Origin of the sequence: Mycobacterium sp. OTB74, assembly GCF_029892685.1 — a bacterium.
GTDB lineage: Bacteria > Actinomycetota > Actinomycetes > Mycobacteriales > Mycobacteriaceae > Mycobacterium.
This window is the reverse complement of record NZ_JARXVD010000002.1, coordinates 348,297-362,786: the sequence shown is the minus strand read 5'-3', so window position 1 is coordinate 362,786 and position 14,490 is coordinate 348,297. Positions and strand designations below refer to the sequence as shown.

Below are 14,490 nucleotides of genomic sequence, written 5' to 3'. Positions count from 1 at the left end.
ATGGCATGGAAGCGAAGAACCTTGTGGTCGTCGGCCACGGCATGGTCGGGCACCGACTCGTCGAAGCCCTGCGCGCCCGCGACGGTGACGGGCAGTGGCTCGTCACAGTGCTGTCCGAGGAAGCCGACGCCGCCTACGACCGGGTCGGGTTGACCGCCTACACCGAGCACTGGGATCGGGCACGACTGGCCTTGCCGGGCAACGACTATGCCGGTGACGCGTTGGTCGAGGTGGTGCTCGGCGACAAAGCAGCCAGCATCGACCCGGCCGCCAAGACGGTGCTGACCGAGTCCGGGCGGCGCATCGGCTACGACAAACTGGTGCTGGCCACCGGTTCCTATGCCTTCGTGCCGCCGGTGACGGGCCACGACCATAGTGCCTGCCACGTCTACCGGACTCTCGACGACCTGGACGCCATCCGTGCCGACATGGCCCGGGCCACCGAACGCGGTAATGCCACCGGTGTGGTGATCGGCGGCGGCCTGCTTGGTCTGGAAGCGGCAAATGCTTTGCGGCAGGCGGGTTTACAGGCTCATATCGTGGAGCGGGCGCCGCGTCCGATGAACCAGCAGCTGGACGACGCCGGTGGTGCTCTGCTGGCCCGGATGATCGGCAATCTGGGCATCACGGTGCATCTGGGTGTCGGCACCGATGCCATCGAGGAACTGGGTGACGAGGTTCGGGTTCTGCTCGACGACGGCACCCTGATCGATGCCGGCCTGGTGATCTTCGCGGCCGGGGTTCGCCCACGTGACGAGCTGGCTCGCGCCGCCGGTCTAGAGATGGCTGAGCGCGGCGGTGTGCTGACCGATCTATCTTGTGTGACAAGCGATCCCGACATCTACGCCGTCGGTGAGGTGGCCGCGGTTGACGGGCGGTGCTATGGCTTGGTGGGGCCCGGGTACACGACCGCCGAGGTGGTGGCCGACCGGCTGTTGGGCGGCGGTGCCGAATTCCCCGAAGCGGACATGTCCACCAAGCTCAAGCTGCTCGGTGTCGATGTCGCCAGTTTCGGTGACGCCCAAGGCGTTACGGCCGACAGCCTGCAGGTCGTGGTCAACGACCCGGTCAACCAGACTTACGCCAAGCTGGTGCTGTCCGATGATGCCAAGACGCTCCTGGGTGGCATTCTGGTCGGCGACGCGTCGGCCTATGGCGTGCTGCGTCCCATGGTCGGCGAGCAGTTGCCCGGTGATCCGCTGTCTCTGATCGCACCGGCCGGGTCCGGTTCGGGTACAGCGCAACTGGGCGTTGGCGCCCTGCCGGATGCCGCGCAGATCTGCTCCTGCAACAACGTCACCAAGGGTGACCTGTGCTCCGCGATCGAGGGCGGCTGCGCCGACGTTCCAGCACTGAAATCGTGCACCAAGGCCGGAACCTCGTGCGGCTCATGCGTTCCGCTGCTCAAGCAGCTGCTCGAGGCCCAGGGTGTCGAGCAGTCCACCGCGCTGTGTGAGCACTTCAGCCAGTCCCGTGCCGAGCTGTTCCAGATCATCTCGGCGACTGAGTTGCGGACCTTCTCCGGGCTGATCGCACGCTACGGCACTGGAAAGGGTTGCGACATTTGCAAACCCGCGATCGCCTCGATCCTGGCGTCCACCAGTAGCGGCCACATCCTGGACGGCGAGCAGGCCGGGCTGCAGGACTCCAACGACCACTTCTTGGCCAATATCCAGAAGAACGGTAGCTACTCGGTGGTGCCTCGGGTGCCCGGCGGCGACATCACGCCGGAGCAGCTGATCCTGATCGGCGAGATCGCCAGGGACTTCGGTCTTTACACCAAGATCACCGGTGGTCAGCGTATCGATATGTTCGGCGCTCGGGTGGATCAACTGCCGGAAATCTGGCGCCGGCTGGTCGACGGCGGCATGGAATCCGGGCAGGCTTATGGCAAGTCGTTGCGGACGGTCAAGAGCTGCGTGGGCAGCGACTGGTGCCGGTACGGACAACAGGATTCGGTGCAGATGGCCATCGACCTGGAACTGCGCTACCGCGGTCTGCGTTCCCCGCACAAGATCAAGATGGGGGTTTCCGGCTGCGCCAGGGAGTGCGCCGAAGCCCGGGGCAAGGACGTCGGCGTCATCGCCACCGAGAACGGCTGGAACCTGTACGTCGGCGGCAACGGCGGCATGACCCCCGCCCATGCCCAACTGCTGGCCGGCGACCTGGATGACGAGACGCTGGTTCGCTACATCGACCGGTTCCTGATGTTCTACATCCGCACCGCCGACCGGTTGCAGCGCACAGCACCCTGGGTCGAGGCGCAGGGTCTGGACCACGTGCGTGATGTGGTCTGCAACGACTCTCTCGGGCTGGCAAGCGAATTCGAGGCAGCTATGGCCCGGCACGTCGAGGGCTACTCATGCGAGTGGAAAGGCGTGCTCGAGGACAAGGAGAAGCTGACCCGGTTCGTCTCGTTCGTCAACGCTCCGGGGGTGGCTGACCCCACCATCGAATTCACCAAGCACAACGGCCGCAAGGTGCCGATCGGCATGCCCACCCTCCGACCCGTCAAAGCAGATTAGGAGACCATCATGACCATTCTTGATCTCGGAGAAACCGTCAAGTCACAGGATGATTCGGTCTGGACTGCGGCCTGTTCGTATCACGGCCTGGTGCCGGGTCGCGGCGCCGGGGTGTTGATGCCCGACGGCAGTCAGGTTGCATTATTCCGGCTGCACGACGGGTCCTTGCATGCGGTCGGCAACATCGACCCGTTCTCCGGAGCCGCCGTGATGTCTCGCGGTATCGTCGGTGACCGGTCGGGCCGGGCGTGCGTGCAGAGCCCGATCAAGAAGCAGGCCTTCGCTCTTGACGACGGTGTGTGCCTGGACGACCCGGAGGTGCGGCTGCCGGTGTATCCGGTGCGGGTATGGGCCGGTTTGGTCGAGATCGGGCAGTTGCCCGCCGACGATCTGGCGGCGTGAGCATGCGTCACCGCGTGCAGTGGTCATCCTGAATGGTCTGCACTACCCAGTACGCGGCGAACTCGACGATCAACGCCACCTCCACGACCAGCACGGCATGGTTGAAACCGTCCAAGACTTGATGCAGAACCACCGTGGTCACCAAGGTGACGGCCATGATGATTGAAATGGCTTGGTAGATACGGCGGTAGTGCGGCCCGCACGTGGGACGGGTGCCGAATGCGGTGTTGACGACGGTCAGGACGATCGCAGCGAACATCACCGTTGCGGCGATGCCATGACCGTTGGCGCGGAACCAGTCGGGTGCCGCCACGAGCACGACGACTCCGACTCCGAGGATGATGCGCTGCAGCCAGATTGCGGCCGTGGCGAGCCTGTCGCGCCGCGGAGTCCGACCGCGCCCGAACAACCACCACGAAGCGACACGTGACAACGCGAGTGTCACCGCGACCGTCCAGATGTTGAGCAGTATCGCGGTGCTGCTGGTGCTCACCGTGGGATCGTCAGCGTTGCACAGCAATACGGGTCGCGTGGTGGGTACTGTCGCGATCACGAAGGTCAGGACGCCGGCGAGGTTCAGTAGCGTGTTCTCGGTGTCACTGGTGCCCTGATACACGATGAGCATGGCACCGATGGCGAACAGTGCGCCGATGAAGATGGCGTGCGCGGTGGTGAAGTAGTAAGCGCTGATTGAGGTCTGCCAACAGGTGGCATGTGACCGCTCCACGAGCAGTGAGCCGGCCAGCATGACCACCATGACCACCAGACCGCCGCGGAGGAACCGGTAGGTGTCCAGGGCAACATCGCCATCCGGGTCGTCAGCGGGTTCGCCATTGAGCCGCTCGGCCATGCCTCGAGTATTGTCAGGTGTCCGGGGTTTCGCCCGCGAACCACATGGCTCAGGCCGCCAGCGACACCCTTGCCATCCGGAACCTCGACGCGACCAACCGCGACACCCCGGGATGCCCGCCCAGCGGCGAGGTCACCACGTCGGCTCCCGAACTGTACAGCCGGTCCTGAAACAGCCCGTCCGCCAACAGGTATGACGCGACGACCACACGCCGGGAGCCCCGTGCCCGCAGCCGGGCCACCACATCAGCCACCCAGTGCGTGCCCTGGATCGCAAATGCCAATTCGACCCGGCTGCCCACCGTCGCCGACAGCATCGCGGCCGCCCGGCGTAGATCGCTCAGGGCCCGCGGATCAGTGGTGCCGGCCGCGGCCAGGACCACAGAATCCGAAGGCTGCCAACCAGATTCGATCAAACGGTCGGACAGCACCCGAGCCATCTCAACGGCCGGGCCCAGAGCGGGGGTCACCGTCACATCCGGGTGACCACTGGCGGCGATGCCCGCTGGGATGTCGACGTGCACGTGATACCCCGAAGACAAGAAGGCGGGAACCACCACGGCAGGTCCATATGGCAGCGCAGCCAGTGCCTCGGCTGGGCTGGGACCCAACACGTCGACGAAGGCCGTCCGTACCTCCCGGCCCAGCAATTCACTGACGCACGTGGACAAGGACTCGATCATCGCGACGCCCGAACCTTTGCGGGTGCCGTGGGCTACCAGAACCGGGTTCATGCCACACCCGCCGGGAACTCGTCGACGGCCAGCCGATAGCCGCGCTTGACAACCGTCGAGACAATGTGCTTGTCGCCCAAGGCAGTTCGCAGCCGGAGCACCGCGGTCTCGACGGCGTGGGTGTCCGATCCGCTGCCCGGCAGCGCGGCCAGCAGCTCCCGGCGGGACACTACAGTGCCGGGGCGCACAGCGAGAGCGCGCATGGTGGCCATGCCGGCCGGAGACAGTTCGCGAACCACGCCGTCGACCAGGACGCAGCTGCCGCGAATCTCCAACCGGTGCCCTGCCACCCGCAACTGCCGCGCTTGCAGTACCGGCAGTTCGTCGGCGATGTGGCGGGCCAGGGCTCCCAGCCGCATGCGTTCCGGAGCCGATGTCGGTACCCCGAGCCGCACCAACGGACGTGCGGTCACCGGGCCGACGCACATGGCGTGCACCTGGGTCTGAAACGCATCGAGCACCCGTTCGCTGATTCCGAGGTCGGTGGCGCGCATCAGGGTCGCCGCGACCGCCGGCGCCGAGGTGAAACTGACCGCGTCTAACCGCCGTTCGGCGATGTCGGACACCAGTGCGTCGAACGGACCGCCGAGCGGTACCGGTTGCCACCGATATACCCGGATCGGCACGACTTGTGCTCCAGCATTGCGCAATTCGTCGAGGAACTCGGGGAACGGGTCCCATTCGTCAGTAGCTCCGTGCAACTGGACGGCGATGCGCAGACCCGAGAGGTCGTCGCGTCGCAGGTATTCCAGAACCTCACGGGACGACTCGGATTCCGCTGACCATTCCTCGGGCAAACCCGCGGCACGCAGGGCACCGGTCGACTTGGGGCCGCGGGACACGATGCGGGCCCGGCCCAGGGCGTTGAGCAACGGGTCGGAGGCATTCCAGTCGTCGGCGGCCGATATCCAGCCGCGGAAGCCGATTCCGGTCGTCGCGATCAAGATGTCGGGTGGGATATCGATCAGGGCGCGGGTGTTGGTCCGCAGCTCTTCGTCGTGGGGCAGCGGAACCATGCTGATCGCCGGGGCGGCGACGACTGTCGCACCGCGGCGGCGCAGCAATGTGCTCAGCTCATCGGCGCGGCGTGCAGAGGTCACCGCCACCCGGAATCCGGTGAGCGGGGCCTGATCGAGCTCACTCATGCGTCTAGTGAACTGATGACGTGTTTCGGTGCGGTTACCCGGCCATTGCCCGACCGTGTCTACCCGCGCGTGGAGGTGAGTCGCTGGTCACATCTGGTTCACCAGACGTCGCCTTCTCGCCAATCGCAGGTGATCTCGGCCGTGGTGTCGACTTGCACCGCGACTGGCAGCACAAACAGCGAGTTGTCGCCTTCGGGTGTGTGGTTGACCCCAGCCGGCGCCAACACCGACGTCGAGCCCTGCCAGGGTTTCCAGCCCCGGCTGGTATAGATGTGCCGCGCGGTCTCGGAGGCGCTGAGCGCGCCCATCTCGTAGGCACCGCGGATCACCTGCTCGAGCGCGTCGAGCACGGCGGTGGCCAAACCTCTGCCGCGCCAATCCTCGCGCACCGCAACGGCTTCGATATAGCCGCAGCGCAGCGCAGTGCCGCGGTAGATCAGCCGGCGTTGCACCACCGCACCATGCGCGATGACAGCGCCGTGGTGGCCGATCAGCGCATGCATGCCGCCCAGGCAGTGTTCCCAGTCCGCATCTGAGAACGACCCCTCGTACGCCTCGATGACCATCTGCCGGGTGCCCTCGCGGGTCTCGGCATCAAGATCAGAGGTGTGGATCAACCGCGCGGTGTGGACCGAGCGAGCACGCGAGGTATCCGTGGGGTGCACACCTCTGGTTCTACAGGGTTGCGTGGCGACCCGCCAGCCTTCAGCCGCCGAACGGGCGGCGTGGCCGAGACCAGTGCATCCGGACGTGCTGCCCGGGTCGCATTTGGGCCACCTTGTCGATATCTTGGTCGGCCACCACTCCGATCACCGGATAGCCTCCGGTTACCGGGTGGTCGGGACCCAGGATCACCGGTAAACCGTTGGGCGGCACCTGGATTGCACCGCGAGATGCGCCTTCGCTGGGCAGTTGCCGGTCTGGCCACCGGAGTTGCAGCGGACGGCCGCTCAGGCGCATGCCTACCCGGTCGCTGCGGTCGGTGGCCACCCACTCGGTATGCACCAGCGCATCAGGGTCGATGAACCAGTCATCGCGCGGGCCTGGTACCACCAGCAGTTCCAGCAGGTTATCGGTGATGGCAGCGACCGGGGCTTGGTCCACCTCCGGGAAATCCGACGTGTGCTCGCCGATCGTCAGCACGTCGCCGACCTGCAGCGGGCGCGGCCCGATCGCCGACATCACGTCGTAACTGCGCGAACCCAGCACCGGGTCGACCTGGAAGCCGCCGCGGACCGCCACATAGCTGCGCAGGCCGGTGTGTGGCGCTCCGAGCGATATCACTTCACCGTCATGGGCGTAGTGAATGCTGTTGGTGCCGAAGGGGATTCCATTGACCGACGGGTTTGCGTCTGCTCCGGTGACGGCGATGGCGACGCCTTCCTTCCCGCCACCGCGGACCCGTGCCGAGAAGCCGCCGAACGTCACCTCGATGGTGGTCCCGTCGTGCGGGTTGGCCACCAGGCGGTTGGCCAGGGTGTGTGACCGACGGTCGGCCGCTCCGGACCGGCCGACGCCCATGTGCGCCAGGCCGGGCCGGCCCAGGTCTTCGAGCAGGGCCAGCGGCCCGGTCTTGAGAATCTCCAGCGTCGCGCTCATCGGACTCCCCCTACCGGACGCATTGACGGCACCGCCGTCGCCCGGAACTGCACCCACATGCCGGGTGTCAGCAATGCGGGCTGCTCCCGATCGATGTCCCACATGACGGCGTCGGTGCGGCCGATCAGCTGCCAGCCGCCCGGATTCTCCCGTGGGTAAACGCCGCTGAACTCGCCTGCCAGGCCTACCGACCCGGCTGGGACGCGGGTGCGCGGCTCGGATCGGCGCGGTACGTGCAGGCGTGGGTCACCGCCCACCAGATATGCGAAACCTGGTGCAAATCCGCCGAATCCGACGCGCCACGGGGTGCCGGAGTGCGCGGCGATGACCTCGGCCACCGGGAGGCCCGTCAGCTGCGCTACCGCGTCGAGGTCTTCGCCGTCGTACCTGACATCGATGACGATGTCGGGACGGTGCGGTGCCTGATGAGGGGCATTGGACTCGGCTGTGGGCCCGTCGAGGCGGAGCTTGGACAACCGCTGCCGGGTAGGGGTTTGGTGCCCCGGGCTGGCCAGTTTCAGCAGGACGGTGCGGGCGCCTGGCACGATGTCGAGCACACCGGGTAGCCCGGCCTTGTGCAGAGTGTCGGTCCAGGCCAAAACCTGAGCGGTGCTGTCGAATTCGAGCAGCAGCGCTTGATCACCATAGTCACGGACGGTGCCGAGTATTGTCGTGCTCACCACTTCTGTTGTGACGGTCATCACATCAACCTACTCGCGAGTAGGCACGTTTAGCGATTTCTTTAGGACCTCGCCAGAAGAGCCTTAGTGCCTGCTCATACCGCGGCCAGGTAGGTCGGTTCGCGCCGCTTGATATAGCCGATCAACCGGTAGGTCACCGGCAGAAACACCACCTCGACAGCCGTCTTGTACAGCCAGCCCTGCCCGGTGTAGATCGCGAAGTCGTGGAACGTGCTGATGCCGATGGCGTTGGCGGCGATGGCGCAGAAAACCAGGGTGTCGCCGAGCTGTCCGGCGAACGTCGACCCCACCAATCGGGCCCACAGGTGCTTTTCCTTGGTTCGCTCCTTGATGGCCACAACTACCCACGCGTTGATGGTCTGCCCGACGATGAAGCCGGCCAGACCGGCCACGATCAGTTGGGTATAGGCGTGCACCACGTTCTCGAAATGCGCCTGATTCGGGTAAAAGTCGGCTGCCGGCAGATAGATGGTTGTCCAGAAGGTAAGCGCTGCAAGGATGTTCATGGCAAACCCGAGGTAGATCGCCCGTCGTGCGGCCTTGAAGCCGTACACCTCGGACAGCACGTCGCCGATAATGTAGGTCAGCGGGAACACGATGAAGCCGCCGTCAGTGATGATCGGGCCGAACGCGACGCCCTTGGTAGCGGTGACGTTGGAGATGATCACCAAGGCGGTGAATACCGCTACCAGCGCCGGATAATAAGCCGATCCGACCTGAGCGAAGCGCGCGTGCTGCTCGGGGGTTTGGGTGTCGGTCACTGCATCATTTTGGCAGGGCCGCGAGCTATCGGAGCGCCTTGGTCAGCAACGGCGGCAATTGGTCGGCGACGGCGGGGTAGGACAGCACCGAGGCGAACGCGATTGCCGCGGACAAGTCCTTGCCCGCGAACACGATGCGGTTGTTCTTGACCTGGCTCAGTTGCGCTACGGTCGGGTCCGCCAGGATTGCGGTCTGCTGGTCGTCGGCGTCGACGGTCCAGATCAAGGCGTCGGCGCCACTGAACACATTCGCCATCTGGTCGTGCGGGACCATTGCGTGCTGCCCATGGGTGAATGGGTCAAGCCCGGCAGGCGTGCCGATGCCCATCTCGGTGAGGAATTCGGTGCGCCAGCCGGCCGGTACCACCTCGACGCCGGCCGGTGAGGGAATTCCGCTGACCAGGAATACCTTTCGGCCATTCAGTGCCGGGCTGGCCTTACCTGCGTTGGTGAACTTGGCGCCTACACCGTCGATGAGTTTCTGCATCTCGTCGGCCTTGGAGACAGCCTGGCCGATCGCGGTGGCCTGGTCCTTCCACGGTTCGAAGAAGGCGTCCTGCCCAGACTGTGCGACGGTCGGCGCGATAGTCGAGAGTTTCTGGTAGGTATCCGAATCCAGCCCGGCGTTGGTCGCGATGATCAGATCGGGCTTCAGCGCGGAGATCTGGTCCACCTGGATACCGTCGGCCAGGTTCAACACAGTCGGTTGGGCCTGGCCGAGTTGTGCTTCGGCCCATGGCCACACCGCCGATGGCCGACCACCGAACCATTCGGTCACCGCGATGGGCACGAACCCGACCGCCAGCAGTTCGTCCTGGCCGGTGAGCCCGGCGCTGACCACCTTCTTGGGTGGCCCGGGGATGTTGGTGTCTCCGAAGATGTGCCTGATGGTCACCGAACCGTCGCCGGCGACGGTGCCCGACGGTTCCGGTTTGCTGCAGGCTGCCAGCAGTGCGGTAGCGGCGGTCAGGGCCAGGAAGCCACGGCGGGTAAGTGCTGGTCCAGCTGTGTGCGCAAGCGCCTGTTCGGCCGGACGGGTGGAACCCCGCGCGGCCGAGTACGGGCCGGTTGTTGGCACGTCGGTGAGTCTGTCACCTGCCCGCAGGTCCCGCCAGCATTACGCGCTGTGAGAAGTCGGCCTTACTGACATTGCGGTTTGTCATGAAATACAGGGGATTTTCGTCATGAACGGCACTCTCGGCGCTGGTGTCGCCGGCCGTTGCGGGCCTATCTCATCGGTACTGTTACGCCATGCAGATAGCGCGTGCGTCGGTTGTGGTCATGTCGGCTCTGGTCTTGTGGGCACCCGCAGGGGTGGCCTTCGCCGATGACGATGCTCCGCCTCCTGGCCCGCCGCCGGTGTCGTTCGCGATGACCTCCGGTGCGCCGATCCGGGACGGCGCGACCTATGGGGTGGGAACGGTTATCGTGGCGCATTTCGACGGTCCGGTTGATCATGCAGCTGCCGAACAGCAGATGGCGGTGACAGCCAATCCGCCGGTGGCCGGCGCGTGGCACTGGGTCAACAATGAGACCGCGCACTTCCGTCCGCCGCAGTACTGGGAGCCGGGCACGGTGGTATCCGTCGGCGGCGGACCGACTTTCACCATCGGTGCCTCGCATCTGGCGATCGCCGACGATGCCACCAAGCAGGTCAGCGTGTTCGACGGTGGCACATTGGTGCGCAAGATGCCGACGTCCATGGGGCGAGGCGGCACCGAAACCGTCAACGGCAAGTCACTGAGTTTCTGGACTCAGCCGGGTACCTACACGGTGCTGGACAAGACCAACCCGGTGGTCATGGATTCGTCTACGTACGGGCTGCCGATCAATTCGCACCTGGGCTACAAGGAGTCCATTCCGTATGCGGTGCGAGTCAGCACCGATGGGATCTATCTGCACGAGCTCGACGCCACTGTGTGGGCGCAAGGCAACACCGATACCAGCCACGGCTGCCTGAATCTGAACCACGACAACGCCGTGTGGTTCTACAACTTCTCGGTACCTGGCGACGTCGTGGAGGTGCGCAACACAGGCGGCAAGCCATTGCAGTTGTGGCAGAACGGCGACTGGAGCGTGCCCTGGGATCAGTGGTGAGCTTGCTCCGCCGACGTTGCGGTTTATGACGAAAATCTGCTGAATTTCGTCACAAACCGCAACAGCGGCGAAGGGCTAGCCAACTGTGACGGGCTCGGCCACCTTCTTGGGTGAAGGCCACGGCACCGGCTTGGGCCGCTGACGCACGATCTGCGGCCACCAGAACCACTTGCCCATCAGCGCCGCGATAGACGGCGTCATGAAGCTGCGGATGACCAGGGTGTCGAACAGCAGACCCAGACCGATGGTCGTTCCGACCTGGCCGATCACGTGCAGCTCGCTGACCGCCATGGACATCATGGTGAACGCGAACACCAGACCGGCCGAGGTGACCACCGAACCGGTGCCGCCCATGGCGCGGATGATGCCGGTATTGAGCCCGGCGTGGATCTCTTCCTTGAACCGGGACACCAGCAGCAGGTTGTAGTCCGCGCCGACGGCCAACAGGATGATCACCGACATGGCCAGCACCATCCAGTGCAGCTCCAGGCCGACGAGGTGCTGCCAGATCAGCACTGACAGGCCGAACGACGCACCCAGTGACACCACCACCGTCGCCACGATCACCGCCGCTGCCACCACCGAGCGGGTGAGGATCAGCATGATGATGAAAATCAGTGCCAGCGCGGAGATTCCGGCCACCAAGAGGTCGTACTGCGAACCGTCGGCCATGTCCTTGAACGTCGCGGCGCTACCGGCCAGGTAGATCTTGGAGCCCTCCAGCGGGGTGCCCTTGATCGCCTCCTTCGTGGCCTGCTTGATGGCGTCGATGCGCTGAATTCCCGCTGGTGTCAGGGGGTTTCCTTCATGCTGCACGATGAACCGCACCGACTTGCCGTCCGGCGAGATGAAGTTCTTCATGCCGCGCTTGAAGTCGGGGTTGTCGAAGGCCTCGGGCGGCAGGTAGAAGGAGTCGTCGTTCTTGGACTTGTCGAAGGCCTCACCCATGGCGCTGGAGTTCTTCGACCCCTCGGCCTGCTGATCCTGCTGGCCCTTCTGGGTGGCGTACATGATCTGCATGTACTTCTTCATGTTCTTCATGGTCTCGATCTGCGGCGGCATGATCGCGACCATCTGCGGCATCAGGGCATCCATCTTGTCCATGTCCGGGAGGATGCTCTGGATGTCGTCGGTCATGGTGTCGATGCCGTCGAGGGTGTCGAAGATCGAGCGCATCGAGTGGCAGACCGGGATGTCGTAGCAGTGCGGTTCCCAGTACAGGTAGTTGCGGATCGGACGGAAGAAGTCGTCGAAGTCCGAGATATGGTCCCGCAGGTCCTGGACGTCGGCCACCATGCCGTGCATCTTGCCGACCATGCTGTGCATGATGGCGGCCATCTGAACCGTGATGCCCTGCATCTTGGTCATGGTGTCGATGCTCACCTGGATGTCGGACACCTGCTTGAGCATGTCCTTCATCATGTCCTGCTGGTACTTCTGGTTCATCACCTGAACCGTGCTCTGCATACCGAGGGTGAACGGGATGGTCGAGTGCTCGATCGGCGTGCCCTGCGGCCGCGTAATGGCCTGCACCTGGGCGATACCCGGCACGGCCACAACAGCTTTCGCGATCTTGTTGATCACCAGGAAGTCGGACGAGTTGCGGAGATCGTGGTCGGATTCGACCAATAGCAGCTCCGGATTCATGCGGGCCGGGGAGAAGTGCCGGTCGGCGGCCGCGAAACCTTCGTTGGACGTCAGATCCTTGGGCAGGTACTTGCGGTCGTCATAGCTGGTGCGATAGCCCGGCACGGTTAGCAGGCCGACCAGCGATAGTGCGATGGCGCCGACCAGGATCGGCCCGGGCCAGCGGGTGATGGCAGCGCCGATCTTGCGCCAGCCGCGCACCCGCATGGCACGTTTGGGTTCGAGTGTCTTGCCGAACTTGGTGAACACGGTGATGAGGGCGGGGCCCAAGCTCAGGGCGGCCAACACCACGACAACCATGCCGATGGCCAGTGGCACACCGAGTGTCTGGAAGTAGGGCAACCGGGTGAAGTGCAGGCAGTAAGTGGCACCGGCGATGGTCAGGCCAGAGCCCAGGATGACGTGCGCAGTGCCATGGAACATGGTGTAGTACGCGCTTTCCCGGTCCTCGCCGGCACCGCGCGCCTCTTGATAGCGCCCGATCAGGAAGATGGCGTAGTCGGTCGCTGCCGCGATGGCCAGGGTGACCAGCAGGTTCACCGCGAAGGTCGACAGGCCGATGATCTTGTAGAAGGCCAGCATGGCGACCACGCCGCGGGCCGCCGACAGCAGCAGCACGACCATCAGCAGTTCAATCAGCACGGTGACGATCGATCGGTACACCAGCAGCAGCATCACGATGATGACCGCGAACGTGACGCCCTCGATCATCTGCATGCTGCGGTCGCCGGCCACGTTCATGTCCGAGGCCTGAACCGCGGCACCGGTGAGGTAGGGCTTGACGCCGGGTGGCGGCGGGACGCTGTTGATGATCTTCTCGACGGCCTCGGCCGACTCGTTGGCCAGGGTCTCGCCCTGATTACCGCGCAGGTAGACCTGCACGTAGGCGGCCTTGCCATCGGCGCTCTGAGAGCCCGAGGCGGTCAGCGGGTCGCTCCAGAAGTCCTGGACGTGTTCGACGTGCGCGGGGTCGGCCTGCAGCTTGGCGACGATCTTGTTGTAGTACTCGTGCGCAGCGGCATCGAGCGGCTGCTGCCCCTCGAGCACCACCATGGCCGAACTGTCCGAGTCGAACTCCTTGAAGTCCGACCCGACTTGCCTCATCGCGATCATCGACGGCGCGTCGGCCGGTGACATCGACACCGAGCGCATCTTGCCGACCGCTTCGAGCTGCGGCACGACGGTGTTCAGGATGGCGATGACGGCGATCCAGCCGATGATGACCGGGATGGCTATCGTGCGGATCAGTCGCGCGATACCGCTGTGGCGCTGGGGCTCAGCTTTCGGGATCAGGACCGTGGGCACGTCGGCGTTGTTATGGGTGTGGGTGCTCATGCAGATTTCACCAGGCAGAAGGTCTGGGCGTGCACGCCGTTGGACGTCCGGTTGTCTTTGAGCTCATCGTCGACGGTGACGCGGCAGGTGATGGAGTCGCCGTTGCCTTGGGCCACGATGTTGGGCGAGGCGGCCGGCGCAGTGGTCGACAGGGTCAGCTTCCACGGGAGCTCTGCATGATCGATGCGCTGAGGCTTGGCGTCCAGGTCAAGGTAGTTGATGTCGGCGTAGGCGCCGGGTTCACCGATGATCTCGTAGGTGACGACCTTGGGCTTGAACGGTTTGGCGTCGTCGGCGAAGTTGCGCGGGGTGACGATGACGGGGTTTTGGCCGAAGTAGGTGCGTACGCGTTGCACGGTGAATCCGGCGACCAGGGCCACGGCCAGGATCAGCAGCGGGATCCACATGCGCTTGACCACGCGGCTCATGCGGTCATCACTCTGGTCATTGCTGGCCTCCCGTATGTCGAACCGCCTGACAATCTGCCAGGCGCGCACCCCGCGGATCGCCCGGACAGGGGCGATGGCACGTGGTGTTGCGTCGTCGCCGCCCGTGACATCTAATCTGCCGATCGGCAGATTTAGCGTAGCCACCAAGGTAAACTTAGACAAGTTAATCGAATGAATTTCAGCAGGTCGACCACCACATTGAGGCATCTATGTGATGCACGTGACAGCCTGTTATCCGGCGTGACC

The 14,490-nt window shown here is 64.7% G+C and carries 12 protein-coding genes and 1 pseudogene; 3 read left to right on the top strand and 10 right to left on the bottom strand.

Features of this window, described 5'->3' with window-relative positions:
* The first annotated feature begins 5 nt into the window (after window positions 1-5).
* Both nirB and nirD read left to right on the top strand, forming a co-directional pair.
* Window positions 6-2,525 carry a nitrite reductase large subunit NirB gene (gene nirB, locus M2432_RS04880; protein ID WP_280825617.1) on the top strand — a complete coding sequence of 840 codons (2,520 nt, stop codon included), beginning with the start codon at window positions 6-8 and terminating at the stop codon, window positions 2,523-2,525.
* 9 nt (window positions 2,526-2,534) lie between these two features.
* Entirely contained in the window at window positions 2,535-2,927 is a 393-nt protein-coding gene (gene nirD, locus M2432_RS04875; protein ID WP_280825616.1) for a nitrite reductase small subunit NirD, read from the top strand.
* Window positions 2,928-2,934: 7 nt separating this feature from the next.
* On the opposite strand, the gene M2432_RS04870 is transcribed toward nirD, so the two are convergent.
* From M2432_RS04870 to M2432_RS04835, 8 genes are all read right to left on the bottom strand, one after another.
* Complete coding sequence (locus tag M2432_RS04870; RefSeq protein ID WP_280825615.1) at window positions 2,935-3,777, bottom strand: hypothetical protein; 843 nt, start codon at window positions 3,775-3,777, stop codon at window positions 2,935-2,937.
* Window positions 3,778-3,826: 49 nt separating this feature from the next.
* Complete coding sequence (locus M2432_RS04865; protein WP_280825614.1) at window positions 3,827-4,510, bottom strand: sirohydrochlorin chelatase; 684 nt, start codon at window positions 4,508-4,510, stop codon at window positions 3,827-3,829.
* Window positions 4,507-5,655: a uroporphyrinogen-III synthase gene (locus M2432_RS04860; RefSeq protein WP_280825613.1), complete on the bottom strand. Its 1,149-nt coding sequence runs from the start codon at window positions 5,653-5,655 to the stop codon at window positions 4,507-4,509. The genes M2432_RS04865 and M2432_RS04860 overlap by 4 nt, the downstream gene beginning before the upstream one ends.
* Window positions 5,656-5,753: 98 nt before the next feature.
* Window positions 5,754-6,320, bottom strand: a complete 567-nt coding sequence (locus M2432_RS04855) for a GNAT family N-acetyltransferase (protein ID WP_280825612.1) — start codon at window positions 6,318-6,320, stop codon at window positions 5,754-5,756.
* A gap of 40 nt (window positions 6,321-6,360) precedes the next feature.
* Complete coding sequence (locus M2432_RS04850) at window positions 6,361-7,254, bottom strand: 5-oxoprolinase/urea amidolyase family protein (protein WP_280825611.1); 894 nt, start codon at window positions 7,252-7,254, stop codon at window positions 6,361-6,363.
* The gene (locus tag M2432_RS04845; protein WP_280825610.1) at window positions 7,251-7,955 is read right to left on the bottom strand and encodes an allophanate hydrolase subunit 1; all 705 of its coding nucleotides are present in this window, start codon (window positions 7,953-7,955) and stop codon (window positions 7,251-7,253) included. Before M2432_RS04845 ends, M2432_RS04850 begins: the two co-directional genes overlap by 4 nt.
* 74 nt (window positions 7,956-8,029) lie before the next feature.
* Complete coding sequence (locus M2432_RS04840; RefSeq protein WP_280825609.1) at window positions 8,030-8,716, bottom strand: queuosine precursor transporter; 687 nt, start codon at window positions 8,714-8,716, stop codon at window positions 8,030-8,032.
* Window positions 8,717-8,741: 25 nt separating this feature from the next.
* Window positions 8,742-9,692, bottom strand: a complete 951-nt coding sequence (locus M2432_RS04835; RefSeq protein WP_280825755.1) for an ABC transporter substrate-binding protein — start codon at window positions 9,690-9,692, stop codon at window positions 8,742-8,744.
* Between the two features lie 398 nt (window positions 9,693-10,090).
* Here M2432_RS04835 and M2432_RS04830 point away from each other — a divergent pair.
* Window positions 10,091-10,813, top strand: a pseudogene (locus M2432_RS04830) (L,D-transpeptidase); the annotation flags it as partial.
* A 75-nt stretch (window positions 10,814-10,888) separates the two neighbouring features.
* On the opposite strand, the gene M2432_RS04825 reads toward M2432_RS04830, so the two are convergent.
* Window positions 10,889-13,795 carry an MMPL family transporter gene (locus M2432_RS04825; protein ID WP_280825608.1) on the bottom strand — a complete coding sequence of 969 codons (2,907 nt, stop codon included), beginning with the start codon at window positions 13,793-13,795 and terminating at the stop codon, window positions 10,889-10,891.
* Window positions 13,792-14,223 carry an MmpS family protein gene (locus M2432_RS04820; RefSeq protein WP_280825754.1) on the bottom strand — a complete coding sequence of 144 codons (432 nt, stop codon included), beginning with the start codon at window positions 14,221-14,223 and terminating at the stop codon, window positions 13,792-13,794. Before M2432_RS04820 ends, M2432_RS04825 begins: the two co-directional genes overlap by 4 nt.
* Between the last annotated feature and the right edge of the window lie 267 nt (window positions 14,224-14,490).

Bases quoted from the DNA above. Each gene is read 5' to 3' on its own strand.
- nirB (WP_280825617.1), top strand. From the start codon at position 6: ATGGAAGCGAAGAACCTTGTGGTCGTCGGCCACGGCATGGTCGGGCAC.
- nirD (WP_280825616.1), top strand. From the start codon at position 2,535: ATGACCATTCTTGATCTCGGAGAAACCGTCAAGTCACAGGATGATTCG.
- M2432_RS04870 (WP_280825615.1), bottom strand. From the start codon at position 3,777: ATGGCCGAGCGGCTCAATGGCGAACCCGCTGACGACCCGGATGGCGAT.
- M2432_RS04865 (WP_280825614.1), bottom strand. From the start codon at position 4,510: ATGAACCCGGTTCTGGTAGCCCACGGCACCCGCAAAGGTTCGGGCGTC.
- M2432_RS04860 (WP_280825613.1), bottom strand. From the start codon at position 5,655: ATGAGTGAGCTCGATCAGGCCCCGCTCACCGGATTCCGGGTGGCGGTG.
- M2432_RS04850 (WP_280825611.1), bottom strand. From the start codon at position 7,254: ATGAGCGCGACGCTGGAGATTCTCAAGACCGGGCCGCTGGCCCTGCTC.
- M2432_RS04845 (WP_280825610.1), bottom strand. From the start codon at position 7,955: ATGACCGTCACAACAGAAGTGGTGAGCACGACAATACTCGGCACCGTC.
- M2432_RS04825 (WP_280825608.1), bottom strand. From the start codon at position 13,795: ATGAGCACCCACACCCATAACAACGCCGACGTGCCCACGGTCCTGATC.
- M2432_RS04820 (WP_280825754.1), bottom strand. From the start codon at position 14,223: ATGAGCCGCGTGGTCAAGCGCATGTGGATCCCGCTGCTGATCCTGGCC.